This is a genomic window from Streptomyces roseoverticillatus, assembly GCF_000719265.1.
Taxonomy (GTDB): domain Bacteria; phylum Actinomycetota; class Actinomycetes; order Streptomycetales; family Streptomycetaceae; genus Streptomyces; species Streptomyces roseoverticillatus.
Genome location: NZ_JOFL01000017.1, coordinates 22,535 through 39,287, shown reverse-complemented (window position 1 = coordinate 39,287; position 16,753 = coordinate 22,535). Strand labels below are relative to the sequence as shown.

General features: G+C 72.5%; 16 protein-coding genes. 6 read left to right on the top strand and 10 right to left on the bottom strand.

The genetic code is table 11. The features are described 5' to 3' along the window. Positions 1 to 17: 17 nt before the first annotated feature. Positions 18 to 350, bottom strand: a complete 333-nt coding sequence (locus tag IF61_RS0121000; RefSeq protein WP_030368017.1) for a hypothetical protein — start codon at positions 348 to 350, stop codon at positions 18 to 20. A 204-nt stretch (positions 351 to 554) separates the two neighbouring features. Here IF61_RS0121000 and IF61_RS0120995 point away from each other — a divergent pair, with 204 nt between their 5' ends. Next, entirely contained in the window at positions 555 to 1,580 is a 1,026-nt protein-coding gene (locus tag IF61_RS0120995; protein ID WP_030368016.1) for an LLM class flavin-dependent oxidoreductase, read from the top strand. A gap of 97 nt (positions 1,581 to 1,677) precedes the next feature. Here IF61_RS0120995 and IF61_RS0120990 read toward each other — a convergent pair whose 3' ends face one another. Continuing rightward, positions 1,678 to 2,070, bottom strand: a complete 393-nt coding sequence (locus tag IF61_RS0120990) for an SCO5389 family protein (RefSeq protein ID WP_030368015.1) — start codon at positions 2,068 to 2,070, stop codon at positions 1,678 to 1,680. Between the two features lie 209 nt (positions 2,071 to 2,279). Between IF61_RS0120990 and nucS the strand changes: the two genes are divergently transcribed. Further along, positions 2,280 to 2,942: an endonuclease NucS gene (nucS, locus tag IF61_RS0120985; RefSeq protein WP_030368014.1), complete on the top strand. Its 663-nt coding sequence runs from the start codon at positions 2,280 to 2,282 to the stop codon at positions 2,940 to 2,942. Between the two features lie 216 nt (positions 2,943 to 3,158). Here the strand turns inward: nucS and IF61_RS0120980 are convergent, their stop codons facing one another. The 3 genes from IF61_RS0120980 to IF61_RS0120970 form a co-directional block, all read right to left on the bottom strand. Further along, on the bottom strand, positions 3,159 to 5,867 hold the full coding sequence (locus tag IF61_RS0120980; protein WP_030368013.1) for a P-loop NTPase family protein: 2,709 nt from the start codon (positions 5,865 to 5,867) through the stop codon (positions 3,159 to 3,161). A gap of 211 nt (positions 5,868 to 6,078) precedes the next feature. Beyond that, on the bottom strand, positions 6,079 to 6,390 hold the full coding sequence (locus IF61_RS0120975; protein ID WP_030368012.1) for an STAS domain-containing protein: 312 nt from the start codon (positions 6,388 to 6,390) through the stop codon (positions 6,079 to 6,081). 182 nt (positions 6,391 to 6,572) lie between these two features. After that, the gene (locus tag IF61_RS0120970) at positions 6,573 to 7,421 is read right to left on the bottom strand and encodes a 3-hydroxyacyl-CoA dehydrogenase family protein (RefSeq protein ID WP_030368011.1); all 849 of its coding nucleotides are present in this window, start codon (positions 7,419 to 7,421) and stop codon (positions 6,573 to 6,575) included. A gap of 250 nt (positions 7,422 to 7,671) precedes the next feature. On the opposite strand from IF61_RS0120970, the gene IF61_RS0120965 reads away from it, so the two are divergent. Continuing rightward, positions 7,672 to 8,244 (top strand): cob(I)yrinic acid a,c-diamide adenosyltransferase, encoded by a 573-nt coding sequence (locus tag IF61_RS0120965; RefSeq protein ID WP_030368010.1) that lies wholly within the window; start codon positions 7,672 to 7,674, stop codon positions 8,242 to 8,244. 4 nt (positions 8,245 to 8,248) lie between these two features. Here the strand turns inward: IF61_RS0120965 and IF61_RS0120960 are convergent, their stop codons facing one another. Then, positions 8,249 to 8,827 carry a hypothetical protein gene (locus tag IF61_RS0120960; RefSeq protein ID WP_052392886.1) on the bottom strand — a complete coding sequence of 193 codons (579 nt, stop codon included), beginning with the start codon at positions 8,825 to 8,827 and terminating at the stop codon, positions 8,249 to 8,251. Between the two features lie 159 nt (positions 8,828 to 8,986). Here IF61_RS0120960 and IF61_RS0120955 point away from each other — a divergent pair, with 159 nt between their 5' ends. The 3 genes from IF61_RS0120955 (at position 8,987) to IF61_RS0120945 (ending at position 13,263) form a co-directional block, all read left to right on the top strand. Further along, positions 8,987 to 10,183 (top strand): sensor histidine kinase, encoded by a 1,197-nt coding sequence (locus IF61_RS0120955; protein WP_030368008.1) that lies wholly within the window; start codon positions 8,987 to 8,989, stop codon positions 10,181 to 10,183. Beyond that, on the top strand, positions 10,180 to 10,866 hold the full coding sequence (locus IF61_RS0120950; RefSeq protein WP_030368007.1) for a response regulator: 687 nt from the start codon (positions 10,180 to 10,182) through the stop codon (positions 10,864 to 10,866). The genes IF61_RS0120955 and IF61_RS0120950 overlap by 4 nt, the downstream gene beginning before the upstream one ends. An 81-nt stretch (positions 10,867 to 10,947) precedes the next feature. Next, positions 10,948 to 13,263 carry a glycoside hydrolase family 18 chitinase gene (locus tag IF61_RS0120945; RefSeq protein ID WP_078660379.1) on the top strand — a complete coding sequence of 772 codons (2,316 nt, stop codon included), beginning with the start codon at positions 10,948 to 10,950 and terminating at the stop codon, positions 13,261 to 13,263. A gap of 71 nt (positions 13,264 to 13,334) precedes the next feature. Here the strand turns inward: IF61_RS0120945 and IF61_RS0120940 are convergent, their stop codons facing one another. The 4 genes from IF61_RS0120940 to IF61_RS0120925 all read right to left on the bottom strand — a co-directional run bounded on the left by IF61_RS0120940 (position 13,335) and on the right by IF61_RS0120925 (position 16,753). Next, a complete protein-coding gene (locus IF61_RS0120940; RefSeq protein ID WP_030368005.1) occupies positions 13,335 to 13,784 on the bottom strand; it encodes a DUF2550 domain-containing protein in 450 nt (149 codons plus the stop codon). A 117-nt stretch (positions 13,785 to 13,901) separates the two neighbouring features. Next, positions 13,902 to 14,273 carry a F0F1 ATP synthase subunit epsilon gene (locus tag IF61_RS0120935; protein ID WP_030368004.1) on the bottom strand — a complete coding sequence of 124 codons (372 nt, stop codon included), beginning with the start codon at positions 14,271 to 14,273 and terminating at the stop codon, positions 13,902 to 13,904. Between the two features lie 114 nt (positions 14,274 to 14,387). After that, positions 14,388 to 15,830, bottom strand: coding sequence for a F0F1 ATP synthase subunit beta (gene atpD / locus IF61_RS0120930; protein WP_030368003.1), 1,443 nt, complete (start codon positions 15,828 to 15,830; stop codon positions 14,388 to 14,390). After that, positions 15,830 to 16,753 (bottom strand): F0F1 ATP synthase subunit gamma, encoded by a 924-nt coding sequence (locus IF61_RS0120925; protein ID WP_030368002.1) that lies wholly within the window; start codon positions 16,751 to 16,753, stop codon positions 15,830 to 15,832. Before IF61_RS0120925 ends, atpD begins: the two co-directional genes overlap by 1 nt.

The window sequence follows — 16,753 nt, the reverse complement described above, 5'->3', positions numbered from 1 at the left end:
TGCCCGGCGCACACGACTCAATAGCGCGGTGCGTTACGGGACCGCTGGAGCCTCACGCTCCGGCGGTCCCTCGCGTTCCAGCAGGACTTGTGCCAGTGCCGCCGGTCCTCGATGCCGGCCCCGTACTGCGGCCAGGCCACCAAGTGCGGTACGCCCGGCGGGATCTCCTGGTCGCAGCCGGGGCAGCGGTAGTGCTTCGTGGCTCCGCCGCCGCCGATCGTGCGGACCACCCACTCCTCGCCCTGCCAGTCCTCTGTGCGCTCCAGGCCGTAGCGGTCGCCGCCCTCCGCGCGCGGAGCGTCGGACTGCTTGTCTGCGCCGCCTCGCGGGCGGTTTCGGCGCGGAGACACGGGGCACCTCGGATGGTCGGAGAGCTACGGGCCGTGACCAGGTTACGCGTCAGAGTCACCGTGGTGGACAGGCGTCTCCCCCCGCCCTCACCGGACGCTCTCCCGATCATCATGAAAACTTAACGCGGAGCCGTGCCTCCGGCACGTGTCCCCCGTTATTTCCGGTGGGGGATGCCGCGTCGGTCGCTAGGAGGAGCAAGAGCGATGCGCGTTGGAGCATTCGTCCTGGCCGCCCAGTTCCCGGGCCAGGGGCACGCCGAGGCCCTGCACCGGGCCGTGCGGACGGCAGTGGTCGCCGAAGAGGCGGGGCTGGATGCGGTCTGGTTCGCCGAACACCACTTCGTGCCGTACGGCGTCTGCCCGTCGGCGGTCACCCTCGCGGCGCTGGCCCTCGGCCGCACCCGCCGGATCCGGGTGGGCACAGCCGTCAGCGTGCTGCCCACGGTCCACCCGGTGGCCCTGGGCGAGCAGGCCGCCATGCTGCACCTCGCCTCGGAGGGCCGGTTCACCCTCGGGGTGGGCCGCGGCGGCCCCTGGGTCGATCTGGAGGTCTTCAACTCCGGTGTGGCGGCGTACGAGGAGGGGTTCCCCGAGTCCCTGGGCCTGCTGATGCGGTGGCTGCGCGAACCCCGCGTGGGCGCCGACGGGCCCCGGTTCCGCTTCCGTGAAGTGCCGGTCGTCCCCCGCCCCGACGATCTGGAGGATCGTTCCGGCCCTCCCGTAGTCGTGGCCTGCACCTCGCCGTCGAGCGTGCGTCTCGCGGCCGCACAGGGGCTGCCCATGCTGCTCGGGATGCACAGCGGGGACGCGGAGAAGGCGGAGATGGTCGCCCTGTGGCGCAAGTGCTCACTGGAGGCGGGGCGTTCGCCCGAGGAGGTCGCCGCGGCCGGTCACGTCGCGGCCGGCGTCGTGCAGGTCGGGGACCGCCGCCAGGAGGCCGCGGAGACGCTCACCAAGGCCATGCCGGGCTGGCTGCACCAGGGGCTCTCCGCCCATGTGACGGTCGACGGCAGGGCCCGCGCGATGCGTGATCCCGTCGAGTACACCCGGCTGCTGTGCGAGCTGCACCCCGTCGGCCCGCCGCAGCTGTGCGCCGACCGCCTCGCCGCCACCGCGGAGCGCACGGGCATCACGCGCTTCGCCCTGCTGGCCGAGGGCTCCGGGGACCTCGCCGCCACCGAGGACAACCTCCGCCGGCTCGGCAGCGAAGTGCTGCCGCTGCTCGACTGAGCCGCCGGCCCTCCCGCCGGCCTTGCCTTTCCGGGGCTGCTGCCGCTCCCGCACCGCACTCGACACCTCCCGCATGCGGAGCGGCAGCACGAACGGCTCAGCAGTCCCGGAGTTCCGGGGACTGGTTCAGCAGCTGGCCCCGGACCGACGTGAAGCGGGCGAGGCGCTCGTCCGCCTCCGCGGCGAGCGGGAAGACCGCCACCCGGTGGCAGTTCTGGAAGGCCAGCCGCACGGCGAAGTGCCGTTCCAGCGCACCGCGTATGGCGTCACTGGCCAGTGCGCGCAGCAACTGGCCGCGGGCCTGCTCGTCCGGCGGAGGCGTCTGGTTGTCGGCGAACTCGCCACCGTCGATCCTGAGCCGGGCCACCAGGGAGCTGATCATCTCCCACGCGTACGGCAGGGAGGTCCGGACGCAGTCGACGAATTCCGCTTCATCGACCTCGCCTCGCTCGGCCTGTTCAAGGAGGGCCGGTGAGACGTCGAGCGACATGGGTTCTCCTCTCGCGACCCCGCGAGCGGGGTCTCACGGATGGGCGAGCGGACGACGACGCCCCGTGCCCGTACGACGACCGCCCGCTTCCACGGTAATTCGGCCACTGCGGGCGCACCAGGAGAACGCACCGACAACCAGCCAACGGCGAAGGGGCCCATCAGGGGCGAATCGCGTCAGGGGGCAGGAGTCGAGTAGCGTTGCGCACCATGCGTCTCGTCATCGCCCGTTGCTCCGTGGACTACGCGGGCCGGCTCACCGCCCACCTCCCCTCCGCCCCGCGGCTGATCCTCGTCAAGGCGGACGGCAGCGTCTCGATCCATGCGGACGACCGCGCCTACAAACCGCTCAACTGGATGTCCCCGCCGTGCACCCTCAAGGAGGGCGACGGGAGCGTATGGACCGTGGTCAACAAGGCGGGCGAGAAGCTGATCATCACGATGGAGGAAGTGCTGCACGACTCCTCCCACGAGCTCGGCGTGGACCCCGGCCTCATCAAGGACGGCGTGGAAGCGCACCTTCAGGAGCTCCTCGCGGACCGCATCGAGACGCTCGGCGACGGCTACACCCTGATCCGCCGCGAGTACCCCACGGCGATCGGCCCGGTGGACATCCTCTGCCGCGACGCCGACGGCGCGACGGTGGCCGTGGAGATCAAGCGACGTGGCGAGATCGACGGTGTGGAGCAGCTCACACGCTATCTGGAACTCCTCAACCGCGACCCGCACCTGGCGCCCGTGCGCGGCGTCTTCGCGGCCCAGGAGATCAAGCCGCAGGCGCGCGTGCTGGCCACGGACCGCGGCATCGGCTGCGTCGTCCTGGACTACAACGCGCTGCGCGGCATCGAGGACGACAAGCTGCGGCTGTTCTGAGCCGCGCTGCGGGAGCATCACCGAACGCCGGACGGGCTGTGCCAGCCGTCCGGCGTTCGCGTTCCCGCGCCGGGCCCCGGGCGGGCCCACATCCCTCCGCCCGGGAAGGGGACACGCTCAGGCGCCTGGGGCGGGCCCGGGCTTCCTCCGCCCGGGCGGGCTCGCATGCCCCGCCCGGGACGTGCCCGTGCTCAGGCGCCGGGAGCGGGGTCGTGCCTACGCGCCCGAGGTCGACGGGCTCCCGCTGCCGCTGACACTGCCGTCCGCCGGCTTGCTGCCCGACGGGCCGCTCGCGGCCGACTGGCTGCTGCCGCCGACGGGGCCGCTCGCCGAGCTCGAACCGCCGCCGACGGGCGAGGACGGCACGGAGGGCGAGGACGGCGACGCCGGGGGCTTCGACGAGGGCTCGGTGCCGCCGCTGCTGCTCCTGCTCGGCGAGGGCGACTGCGAGGGCTTGCCGCCGCCCTGCGAGCGCGACGGGCTCGGCGACGTGCCGCCGGAGGAGGGCGGGGCGGAGGGCTCGCCGCTCGCGCTCGGGGCGCCGCTCGGCGACGTGCTGCCGGAGGCGCCCGGGGAGGCCGGGCCGGAGCTGCCCGCGCCGGGCGAGTGGCCCGGCTTGCCGGGCTTGCCCGGCACCTGGGCGTGCCCGGCCTCGCCGGGGTCCCGCTGGTCGGCGGTGAGGCCGTTGTCGCCGTCCTGCTGCGAGGCGGACTGTCCCGGCTTCACCCGTTCGGGCGACTTGCCGTCCTGGCCGCCGGAGGTGATCCCCAGGGTGACGACGGTGCCGAGGACGGCGGCGAGCAGGGCGCCCGCACCGGCCGCGACGAGGTTGCGGCGGGCGCCGCCCATCATCATCTGCCGGGCCCAGGGCTGCCGCGCGGGGCCGCGCTGCTTCCGGTCGCGCTCGGCCGCGAGGCGGGCGATGACCGTGGTCGCGACCTGGTCCGGGTCGGCGCCGGGGACCGCCGGGGAAGCGGAGGCGGGCGCGGACGGCGGCGCCGCGGACTGCTCGCTGCGGGCGGCCGGGATCTCCTCGCCGGCGGGTGTGCGCCCGGCGGACCCGCCGGGGGGCCGGGGCACGGCCGGCGGCGCCACGGGCGGCACGGCGCCGGGGCGGCCGGCGCCGGGCCGGGGCGCGGCGGCGGACGGGCCTCCCGCGGGGCTGCCCGCCGGGCCGGCCGGGGTGAACCCGGAGCGGTCGGCGACCAGCGCGAGCGCCCGGCGGCCCGCTATGGCGCCGCGCTTGTCGGCCATGACCCCGCGCATGCCGACGGAGGCCTCCAGCTCGGCGCGGGCCCGCTGCAGATTGCCGGTGCAGAGCGCCAGGACGCCCAACTCGTGGTGGAAGTAGGCCTCTTCGCCGACCTCGCCGGCGCGCCGGGCGGCCTCCTGGCCGTAGCGCAGCACGCGCTCCCAGGCGCTCCAGTGCAGGGCGGCGGCGAAGGCGGGCGCGGCGGTGCGGGCGAGGAGGACGGCGGCGGCGCGGTGGCCGGGGTCGCCCCCGGCCGCCAGGGCCGAGAGGGCGGCGAGGATCGCGTCGGCCTCGGCGGCGGCCCGCTCGGGGGTGACGGAGGGGTGGCCGGACCACCAGGCGTAGTGCTGGGCGGCGGCGTGGGCGCGCTCGGCGGCGCCGCTGCCGTACCCCTCGGCGGTGAGCTGGGCGGCGACGCCCGCGGCGAGGCGGTAGTGCCCGGCGACGGCGGTGATCAGGCCGGCGGCGAGCAGCTCGCCGACGGCCGAGTCGGCGTGGGTGTCGCCGGCGAGGGCGGGCAGGTGGGCCTGGTGCGGGACCTCGCCGCCGAGGGCGACGGCGAAGCGCAGGGTGTCGCGGGCGGCGTCGCCGAGCCGGGAGGCGAGCGGGACGGCCGGGCGGCAGGCGTCGGCGAGGGAGGGCAGCGGCGTGCCGCCGTGGTCGGCGCCCGCCTCGGCGGCGGCGACGTAGGGCCGCTCGGCGACGACGCCGAACTCGTCGGCGGCGGAGTCGGCGGCGGGCGCCTCGCTCCCCCGGCCGTCGGCGGGCGGCGCCCCGAGCCGCAGCAGCGCGCCGGCCTGGACGAAGCGCAGCGGCAGGCCCTCGGACTCGAACCACAGGTCGGCCGCCCAGCCGGCCTCCTCGTCGGTGAGGGGCCGGTCGACGCAGAGCTCCAGGAGCTCCAGGCAGGCGGTGCGGTCGAGGCCGCCGAGGAAGACCTCCTCGAGGTGCGAGTCGGCGGAGGGCGCGGCGACGTCGGGGGTGGCGGAGAAGAGGAAGGCGCACTCGGGGGTGGCGTCGAGGAGCTCGTCCAGGGCGGCGCCGCCGAATTCGAGGTCGTCCAGGACGACGACGGCGCCGATCTCGCGGACGAAGCCGAGCAGCGCGGCCCGGTCGGGGCGGTGCTGGGGCGCGTGGTGGACGGCGGCGAACAGGTCGTACAGGACGTCGGTGACGGTGCGGTGGTAGCCGGTGAGGCGGACGACGCCGTCGGGGGCGAGGCCGGCGCAGTCGTCGGCGACGGCGTCCAGCAGGGCGCTGCGGCCGGAGCCGGCGGGGCCGGTCAGCCGGACGGAGCGGCCGCGCGAGAGCAGCCGGGTGAGCCGCTCGCGCTCCTCCTGGCGGTGCAGCAGGGGCAGTTCGGGGCCGGCCTGGCGGGCGGGCGGCGGGGGTGCGGCGGCGCGGAGCAGCTCGGCGCGCTCGTCGGGGGTGTGCCGGCCGGGGGGCGGGGGCACGTCGGCGGGCAGGCAGGGCTCGATCTCGCTGCCGTCGACGGGGTTGACGGTGACGGCGTAGTCACCGGCGACGAGGCGGACGACGCGGGCGAGCCCGGGGGCGCCCTGTGCAGCATCCCCGGCGGCTCCGTCGGTGCCCGGCAGGTCGCGCGGGCCGCGGTCGTCCGCGGGCTCGTGGGCGCCCTCGCCGAATGCCTCGGGTCGGTTCGTCGGGTCCATGGTGAAAGCCCCCCAATTGCGTGGCGTGCCGTCTGCCCTCCCGGCCTGCCCCACTCCTTCAACCCTCGGCCGGGCGTGCCGGCCGGCGCTTCATCGGTGCCCGCCGTGGGCTCTGTTATGCGGCCTATCGCGGCGGGAAAACCGAACCTCAGACCTGGGCACAGTATCCATGAAGTGACGGGCGCCCCGCTGCCCGGGGCACGTCACAGTCTCATGACGCGGCGCCGATGCCGCCTTCGATGGCGAGAATGCGGTGCAGCCGGGTGGCGACGAGGAGCCGCTGCATCCGGTCGGGCACGCCGCGCAGGACGAGGCGGCGGCCGGTGCGGCCGGCCCGGCGGTGGGCGCCCATGATGACGCCGAGGCCGGTGGCGTCCCACGAGTCCAGCTCGGTGAGGTCGAGCACGAGGTCGCCGCGGCCCGAGTCGAGGGCGGAGTGCAGGACCGTACGGGCGTCCGCCGCGCTGCGGACGTCGAGGCGGCCCCCGACGACCAGTTCGGCGTGATCGCCCCTGATGTGCATGTGCGCTCCCGGAGTGATGTCCGATGGTGCGTGATGACGGTGTCGCCCTGCGGCTCTTGTGGCACTTGCGGTTCTCAAGAACTGACTGGCTCTCACACGACAAGGTTGCCGTTCATGGGCGAACCGATACCTAATTCACCCGGGTGGGTGAACTAGATATCGGCTACCCGGTCGGCGGCGGTTCAGTGCTGGTAGAAGCCCTGGCCGCTCTTGCGGCCGAGGTCGCCCGCGTCGACCATGCGGCGCATGACCTCCGGCGGCGCGAACTTCTCGTCCTGGCACTCGGTGTAGATGTTCCCCGTGGCGTGCATGAGGATGTCGATGCCGGTGAGGTCGGCGGTGGCCAGCGGGCCCATCGCGTGGCCGAAGCCCAGCTTGCAGGCGATGTCGATGTCCTCGGCGGTGGCCACGCCCGACTCGTACAGCTTGGCGGCCTCGACGACGAGGGCGGAGATCAGACGGGTGGTGACGAAGCCGGCGACGTCGCGGTTGACGACGATGCAGGTCTTGCCGACGCCCTCGGCGAACTCCCGGGCCTTCGCCAGCGTCTCGTCGCTGGTCTTGTAGCCGCGGACCAGCTCGCACAGCTGCATCATCGGCACCGGCGAGAAGAAGTGCGCGCCGACGACGCGCTCGGGGCGCCGCGTGGCCGCGGCGATCTTGGTGATCGGGATGGCGGAGGTGTTCGAGGCGAGGACCGTCTCCTCCTTCACCAGGCCGTCCAGGGTGCGGAAGATGTCGCGCTTGGTGTCGATATCCTCGAAGACGGCTTCGACCACGATGTCCGCGTCGGCGGCCGCGTCCAGATCCGTGGTGGTGGTGATCCGGGCCAGCGCCCGCTCGGCCGCGGCGGCCTCCAGCTTGCCCTTCGCGACGAACTTCTCGTACGAGGCCTTGATGCCGTCCGTGCCCCGCTGCAGCGCCGCGTCGGTGACGTCGCGCAGCACGACGTCCCACCCGGCCTGGGCGGACACCTGCGCGATCCCGGACCCCATCAGTCCGGCCCCGATGACGGCGAGCTTCTTGGCCACGGCTGTCCCCTTACTCCCTGTGCTCAGAGCTGTTCTGTACGCACTCTCTCGGCCGGAGATTAGCGCCCGTCGCGGCGCGGTTGGGCGGTAAGAGATGCGCGTCACGTCCCCCATGACGGACATCACACCGAAGCGCCCACTGGCCCGTCCCCACAGTGCAGTTGAGCCCCTTGAGTCCCGGGCGTCACAGGGGTGGTCCGGTTGCGCGTCGGCCTCGGCGGGGCGGCGGGCAGTGGATACGCTCGTCCCCATGGTCAACCTGACGCGCATTTACACCCGCACCGGTGACACCGGCACGACGGCCCTCGGCGACATGAGCCGCACCGTGAAGACCGACACCAGGATCGCGGCCTACGCCGACGCCAACGAGGCCAACGCCGCGATCGGCGTGGCCATCGCGCTCGGGCAGCTGCCCGCGGAGATCGTCCAGGTCCTCGTCCGCATCCAGAACGACCTCTTCGACGTGGGCGCCGACCTGGCCACGCCGGTGGCCGAGAACCCCAAGTACCCGCCGCTGCGCGTCGAGCAGTCCTACATCGACAAGCTGGAGGCGGACTGCGACCGCTTCCTGGAGGACCTGGAGAAGCTGCGCAGCTTCATCCTTCCCGGGGGAACACCGGGGGCGGCGCTGCTGCACCAGGCCTGCACGGTCGTCCGCCGCGCGGAGCGGTCCACCTGGGCGGCGATGGAGCTCCACGCGGACATCATGAACCCCCTGACGGCGACGTACCTCAACCGCCTCTCCGACCTGCTGTTCATCCTGGCGCGGGCGGCGAACAAGGAGGTCGGGGACGTGCTGTGGGTCCCCGGCGAGAACCGCTGACGGGTCAGCGCTTCAGCTCCTCCGGGCTCGGCGCCTGCCGCTCCGCCCCGCTCGGCGCCTGCTTCGGCCAGATCGTGTAGCTCGCCGCGATGGCCAGGTTGATGCCGGCCACGATGAGCGCCTTCGTCTGCCAGGCCCGCAGCGAGCTGATGTCGCCTCCGTCGCCGACGTACCAGACCGCCGCCTGCAGCAGGCCGAGGGCGACCGCGCAGGACAGGATCCAGCGGGCGGCGGTCTTCCACTCGTGGACGGTGCGCTCCCGGCCGTACTTCGGCGGCTTCACCGGCGGCGGGCCGCCCGCGAAGCGGTGGGCGAAGCGGGCGTCGACCCACTTGATCGTGGAGTGGCCGAGGCCGACGGAGTAGCCGATGTAGACGGCGGCCAGGCCGTGCTTCCAGTCGGCCTCCGCGCCGTTCTTCAGGTCGACCGCGGTGGCGATGAGCAGGACCAGCTCCAGCACGGGCTCCAGCAGCAGCACGGCGATCCCCGCCCGCGGCATCTTCGCCAGGTACCGCAGGCTCAGGCCGCCGGCCAGCAGCACCCAGAAGCCGACCTCGCAGACGACGATCAGCGTGACGATCACGGTTCTCTCCCTTCCCTCCCTCCCAGGCTCCCTGCCGTGACCAGCGGTTTCGTCGTCGCCTGCGACGATTCCGGACTGCATCCTTCGATGTAGTGCGCGCTCCGCCACCCCCTCCCGCAGCCCGTCCCCGCGGCCCCCGCCGCGTGCTGTGATGTACGCATGCCCGTCCGCCTGCCCCGCCGCCCCGACCGCGACGCCGTCCTCATCGCGGCGACAGGCCTGCTGGGCGGCCTGGCGCTGTGGTTCCTGGGCCTGCACAACAACCCACCGCTGTCCGAGCTGCCCGGCTGGCTGTCCTTGGTCGCGCTGGCCGTCATGTGCGGCGCCGAGCTGCTGCGGCGCAGCGCCCCGCTGACGGCCCTGGCCGTCGGCACGCTCACGCTCGGCCTCGACATCTGCACGGGCTCGCTCGTCGCGACGATCGCCATGTACACAGACGTCGTCTACGCGGCGGTGCTCTACGGCCGTCCGTCCGTCGCCGGGCGCATCCCGCGCGTCGCCGAGGTGCTGACCTTGCTGGGGACGCTGCTGGCCGTGGCGGTGCTCCGCAAGCCGGAGGCGCTGCTGATCGGCTTCGGCTTCGGGGTGCTGATCGTGGCGCCGGCGTGGACGGGCGCGGGCATCCGCCGGCACCGCGACGCCGCGCGCGCGGCCCGGCTGGAGGCCGAGCGGACGGCGCTGCTGGCCGAGCTGGACCGCCGCGAGGCCGTGGGCGCCGAGCGTGCCCGGATGGCGCGGGAGCTGCACGACATGGTCGCGGGCCACCTGTCGGCGATCGCGATCCACTCCACCGCGGCGCTGTCGATCGGGGAGCCGAAGGCCTCGGAGGAGGCGCTCGTCGTGATCCGGGAGAACAGCGTGCAGGGCCTCGCCGAGATGCGCCGGCTCATCGGGCTGCTGCGGCAGGCGGGCGGCGAGGAGGAGCCCGCGGCCACGCCGCGGCTCGACGGCGTGGACGCCCTCCTCGCGCACGCCCGCAAGGCCGTCCGCGACGACCGGTTCCGCTTCGCCCTGGACGATGCCCGGGGGCCGGGCCCGCTGCCGGCGCCGATCGAGCTCGCCGCGTACCGCATCGTCCAGGAGTCGCTCACCAACGCGGTCAAGCACGCGGCCCCGGGCCCGGTGACGGTGCGTCTGGCGCGCGAGGGCGGCGGGCACCTGGCGGTGGAGGTCAGCAGCGTGTACGGCGGCGGGCCGGTGCCGCGCGCGCCCGGCTCGGGGGCGGGGCTGGTCGGCATGGGCGAGCGGGTGGCCCTGCTGGACGGGGAGTTCGAGGCGGGCCCGGAGGCCGGCCCGGACGGAAAGCAATGGCGCGTGCGGGCGGTGCTGCCCGTACCGGAGGAGGTATCGCTGTGACCACCGCATCCACCGCAGGGGCGGGCATCCGCGTGCTCGTGGCCGAGGACCAGGCGTCCGTGCGCTCCGGGCTGGTCCTCATCCTGCGCTCGGCGCCCGGCGTCGAGGTCGTCGGGGAGGCCGCCGACGGCGAGGAGGCCGTCCGGCTGGCCCGCGAGCTGCGCCCGGACCTGGTGCTGATGGACGTGCAGATGCCGCGCCTGGACGGGGTGTCGGCGACCCGGCAGGTCGTCGCCGAGCAGCTGGCGGACGTCCTGGTGCTGACCACCTTCGACCTGGACGAGTACGTGTTCGGGGCGCTGCGCGCGGGTGCGGCGGGGTTCCTGCTCAAGGACAGCGACGCCGCGGAGCTCATCGCGGCCGTGCGGACCGTGGGGCGCGGCGAGGGGCTGATCTCCCCCGCGGTGACGCGCCGCCTGATCGCCGAGTTCGCGCGCCCGGCGCGCGGGCCGCGGGCGGGCGCGGCGGAGCCGGCGGGGCTGGAGTCGCTGACCCGGCGCGAGCGCGAGGTGCTGGGGGCGCTGGGCGAGGGGCTGTCGAACGCGGAGATCGCGGGCCGGCTGGGGATGGCGGAGGCGACGGTGAAGACCCACGTCAGCAGGCTGCTCGGGAAGCTGGAGCTGCGCAGCAGGGTGCAGGCGGCGGTGCTGGCGCAGGAGTGGGGACTGGTCCAGTCCTCTTGACCATTGGTACGGACCTTTCTACGCTCCCCGAGCAACTGTGCACCCCCCACCTGTCCGCACCTCTCATCGAGGAGCACCCCCTTGAGCACAGGAACCTCAGGAAGCATCGGCCGCACCTTACGAAGAGCCGTGGTCGCCCTGGCCACGCTGGCCCTCCCCGCCGCCGCCCTCGTCGGCCTGGCGGCCCCCGCCCACGCGGCCCCCTCCGCCACGGCGTCGTTCGCCAAGACCTCCGACTGGGGGACGGGCTTCCAGGCGGAGTGGACCGTCAAGAACACCGGCACGACCACCATCAGCGCCTGGACCGTGGAGTGGGACTTCCCCGCCGCCACCACGGTCGGCGCCTACTGGGACGCCCTGCTCACCAGCTCGGGCTCGCGCTACACCGCGAAGAACCGCGAGTACAACGGCACCATCGCGCCCGGCGCGAGCGTCACCTTCGGCTTCGTCGCCTCCGGCGACGGCGCCCCGGCGGCCTGCAAGCTCGACGGCGGGCCCTGCGACGGCTCCTCCGCCGACACCCCGCCCAGCGCCCCCGGACAGCCCTCCTCCACCGGGGTCACCGCGAACAGCATCGCGCTGACCTGGGCCCCCGCCACGGACGACAAGGGCGTCAAGAACTACGACGTCTACCGCGGCGACAGCGTCGCCGGCACGGTCTCCGGCACCGCCTTCACCGACACCGGCCTCAGCCCGGACACCGGCTACACCTACAAGGTCGTCGCCCGCGACTCGGCCGGCCAGACCGGCCCGGCGAGCCCGTCCGCCACTCTCCGCACGGGCAGCGGCGGCGGCACCGACACACCGCCGACCGCCCCCGGCACCCCGCAGGCCACCGCGGTCACCGACACCTCCGTCTCCCTGAAGTGGCCTGCCGCCACCGACGACAAGGGCATCAAGAACTACGACGTCTACCGCGGCACGGTGAAGGCCGCCACGGTCGCCAAGCTCGCCTACACCGACACCGGCCTGACCCCCGGCACCGACTACACGTACACCGTCGTCGCCCGGGACACCGCCGGCCAGACGAGTAAGGCCGGCCCGCCGCTGACCGTACGCACGAAGGGCGGCGGAGAGCCGCAGCCCGGCACCGGATACGCCAAGGTCGGCTACTTCGTGCAGTGGGGCATCTACGGCCGCGGCTACACCGTGAAGTCACTGGAGAGCACGGGCGCCGCCGCCAAGCTCACCCACATCAACTACTCCTTCTCCAACATCCACCCCACCGACCTCACCTGCCTCAACGGCGTCACGAAGGCCACCACGCCCAACCCGCAGGACCCCGGCCAGGGCGACGGTGCGGGTGACTCCTGGGCCGACTACGAGAAGGGCTTCGGGGCCGGTGAGTCCGTCGACGGCGTCGGCGACACCTGGGACCAGAAGCTGGCCGGCAACTTCAACCAGCTGAAGAAGCTCAAGGCCAAGCACCCCGACCTCAAGATCAATATGTCGATCGGCGGCTGGACCTACAGCAAGTACTTCTCGGACGTCGCCAAGACGGACGCCTCCCGGCAGGAGTTCGTCAAGTCCTGCATCGACATGTACATCAAGGGCGACCTGCCCGTCACCAACGGCCGCGGCGGACCCGGCACCGCCGCCGGCATCTTCGACGGCTTCGACATCGACTGGGAGTGGCCGGGCTCCGACGGCCACGCCGGCAACCACGTCTCGAAGGACGACAAGGCGAACAACACCCTGCTGTTCGCCGAGTTCCGCCGCCAGCTCGACGCCCTGAGCGCGACGACCGGCAAGAAGTACCTGCTCACGGCCTTCACCCCGGCCGACCCGGCGAAGATCGAGGCCGGCTGGGACATCACCACCAAGGACGGCACGCCCAGCGTCTTCGACTACATGGACTTCGCCAACGTCCAGGGCTACGACTTCCACGGCTCCGGCAGCGACAACAGCTGGGAGCCGGGCCGCACGGGCCACCAGGGGAACCTGTACCAGGACGCCAAGGACCCGTACGCCACGAAGTTCAGCGTCGACAAGACCGTGCAGACCTACCTCGACGCGGGCGTCGACCCGAAGAAGGTCGTGCTCGGGCTCGCCTTCTACGGGCGCGGCTGGCAGCAGGTCGCCGACGGCGGCGAACGGGGCGTCTGGCAGACGGCGAACGGGGCGGCGCCCGGCCAGTTCCCGGAGGAGGCGGGGACGCGCGGCTACGACAACCTGCTCGCGTCCGTCGCGGGCCTCACGGTCTACCACGACGAACAGTCCGTCGCCACGTACGGGTACACCGGCAACGCCGGGCAGTGGTGGACGTTCGACGACGCGTGGTCGATCGGCAAGAAGACGGCCTGGCTCAAGCCGAAGGGCCTGGGCGGCGTGATGATCTGGGAGATGTCGGGCGACAGCGGCACGCTGATGACGGCAGTCGACAACGGTCTCCGGTAGTCCCGTCACCGATAGCCTCAAACGCCGGCCAGGCTGAAAACAGCCTGGCCGGCGTTTGAGGCCACGGGAAGCTAAGCCACATTCACCCGCTGGCCGGGAGGCGCGGCCTCCAGCCAGGCGAGAAAGCCCGTGAGGGCGTCCTCGCTCATCGCGAGCTCAAGCCGCGTCCCCTGGTGGAGACAGATCAGCACGACCGCGTCGGACAGCAGGGCCAGCTCCTCGTCGCCGAGAGGCGACCTCCGCTCCAGCACCTCGATGGAGGCGCGCTCCAGCAGCCTCCGCGGCCGCGGCGCGTACGAGAAGACCCGGAACCACTCGATCCGGTCACTGTTGTAGCGGGCGACGCCGTAGACCCACCCCTTGCCGTCCGGCGCGGGGTCCTTCTCCGGGACGTTCCAGCGCAGACTGCAGTCGAACGTACCGCCGGAGCGCTGGATCAGCCGTCTCCGCAGCCCGAAGACGAAGAGCCCCACCAGCACCAGCAGGACGACGACGCCGCTCACGAGCAGAGCGAGGACCATCTCCACCGACCTCCTCGCATCATCTAGAGCAACGGGCTTGTATTGCCTCAGCCGCGGACCGCCCTGGAATGTTCCAGTGCGGTCCGCGGCTGAGGGACGAACTCATCGGGCCGTGGGCTAGTGCCCCGCGACCGCTCGCAGCCGGACGTCGGCGCGCCGCTCGGCGGCGGCGTCCGCCGCCGACTTGGCGCGCTCCAGCGCCCGCTCCGCGCGCTTGACGTCGATCTCGTCGGCGAGCTCCGCGATCTCGGCGAGCAGCGAGAGCTTGTCATCCGCGAACGAGATGAAACCGCCGTGTACCGCGGCGACGACATTGCCGTCGGCGGTCCGGATCGTGACCGGACCGGACTCCAGCACACCGAGCAGCGGCTGGTGGCCGGGCATGACGCCGATGTCACCCGATGTGGTACGCGCGATGACCAGAGTGGCCTCGCCGGACCAGACGCTTCGGTCCGCCGCGACCAGCTCGACGTGCAGCTCAGCAGCCAACGTGGCTCCTCGGGTCTTCACCTGCCGGGCACGACAGGTGTTGGGTCAAAGAATAGGGGACGTGGCTGCCGGGGGCGGGAGCGCCCCGCCCCCGGCAGCTTAGAGCCACGGGGCTCAGGAGACGCCCAGCTCCTTGGCGTTCTTCTTCAGGTCCTCGAGACCACCGCACATGAAGAAGGCCTGCTCGGGGAAGTGGTCGTACTCACCGTCGCAGATGGCGTTGAACGCCGCGATGGACTCGTCCAGCGGGACGTCGGAGCCGTCGACACCGGTGAACTGCTTCGCCGCGTGGGTGTTCTGCGACAGGAAGCGCTCGACACGACGGGCGCGGTGGACAACGAGCTTGTCCTCCTCGCCGAGCTCGTCGATGCCGAGGATCGCGATGATGTCCTGGAGGTCCTTGTACTTCTGCAGGATGCCTCGGACCCGCATGGCGGTGTCGTAGTGGTCCTGCGCGACGTAGCGCGGGTCCAGGATGCGGGACGTCGAGTCCAGCGGGTCGACCGCCGGGTAGATGCCCTTCTCCGAGATCGGACGCGACAGAACGGTCGTGGCGTCCAGGTGGGCGAAGGTCGTCGCCGGGGCCGGGTCGGTCAGGTCGTCCGCGGGGACGTAGATCGCCTGCATCGAGGTGATCGAGTGACCACGGGTCGAGGTGATGCGCTCCTGCAGGATGCCCATCTCGTCCGCGAGGTTCGGCTGGTAACCCACCGCGGAGGGCATGCGGCCCAGCAGGGTGGAGACCTCGGAACCGGCCTGGGTGAAGCGGAAGATGTTGTCGATGAAGAACAGCACGTCCTGCTTCTGCACATCGCGGAAGTACTCCGCCATGGTCAGACCGGCCAGGGCCACGCGCAGACGGGTGCCCGGGGGCTCGTCCATCTGGCCGAAGACCAGCGCGGTCTTGTCGAGAACGCCGGCCTCCTCCATCTCCACCATGAGGTCGTTGCCCTCACGGGTGCGCTCACCGACGCCGGCGAAGACGGAAACGCCCTCGTGCAGCTTCGCCACACGCATGATCATTTCCTGGATCAGCACGGTCTTGCCGACACCGGCACCACCGAACAGACCGATCTTGCCGCCCTTGACGTACGGGGTGAGGAGGTCGACGACCTTCAGACCCGTCTCGAACATCTCGGTCTTCGACTCGAGCTGGTCGAACGCCGGGGCCTTGCGGTGGATGGACCAGCGCTCGGCGTCGGCGACCGTGGACGGGTCCTCGTTGAGGACCTGGCCCAGGGTGTTGAACACCTTGCCCTTGGTCACGTCACCGACGGGGACGGTGATGCCCGCGCCGGTGTTGGTCACCGTGGCCTGGCGGACCAGACCGTCGGTGGGCTGCATGGAGATCGCGCGGACCAGGCCCTCGCCCAGGTGCTGGGCGACCTCGAGGGTCAGCGTCTTGCGAGCGCCCTCCTCGGCCGGGTCGTCGACCTCGACGTGCAGGGCGTTGTAGATCTCCGGCATCGCGTCGACGGGGAACTCCACGTCGACGACGGGGCCGATGACCCGCGCGACGCGGCCCGTGGCGGCGGCCGTCTCAACAGTGGTCGTCATTAGTTGTCACTCCCCGCGGTCGCGTCGGCCAGAGCGCTGGCGCCACCGACGATCTCGCTGATTTCCTGGGTGATTTCGGCCTGGCGGGCCGCATTGGCAAGCCGCGAGAGCGACTTGATGAGCTCTTCTGCGTTGTCGGTCGCGGACTTCATCGCACGGCGGCGGGCCGCGTGCTCGGAAGCCGCTGCCTGCAGCAGCGCGTTGTAGATCCGGGACTCCACGTACCGCGGCAGCAGTGCGTCGAGGACCCCTTCAGCCGACGGCTCGAAGTCGAACAGCGGAAGGATCCGGCCGGGTGCGGCAGCCTCCTGCTCCACCGGGGCCTTCTCCAGGCTCAGCGGCAGCAGACGGTTGTCGACCGGCGTCTGCGTCATCATCGAGGCGAACTCGGTGAAGACGATGTGCAGCTCGTCCACGCCGCCCTCGGCCGTGTCCCGCTGAACGGCCTCGATCAGCGGACCCGCGATGCGCTTGGCATCGGCGTAGGCCGGGCTGTCCGTGAAGCCGGTCCAGGACTCCGCCACCGGACGCTCGCGGAAGCCGTAGTACGAGACGCCCTTGCGGCCGACGATGTACGTGACGACGTCCTTGCCCTCGGCCCGGAGGCGCTCGGTGAGCGCCTCCGCCGCCTTGATGGCGTTCGAGGAGTAGCCGCCGGCCAGACCGCGGTCGCTCGTGACGAGCAGCACCGCGGCCCGGACCGGGTTCTCCGCCTCGGTGGTCAGGGCGTGCCTGGTGGTGGACCCGGTGGCAACCGCGGTCACTGCCCGGGTGAGCTCACTGGCGTACGGAGTCGATGCGGCCACCTGGCGCTGCGCCTTGACGATGCGCGAGGCGGCGATCATCTCCATCGCCTTGGTGATCTTCTTGGTCGCAGTGACGGACTTGATCCGTCGCTTGTAGACCCGGAGCTGGGCACCCAT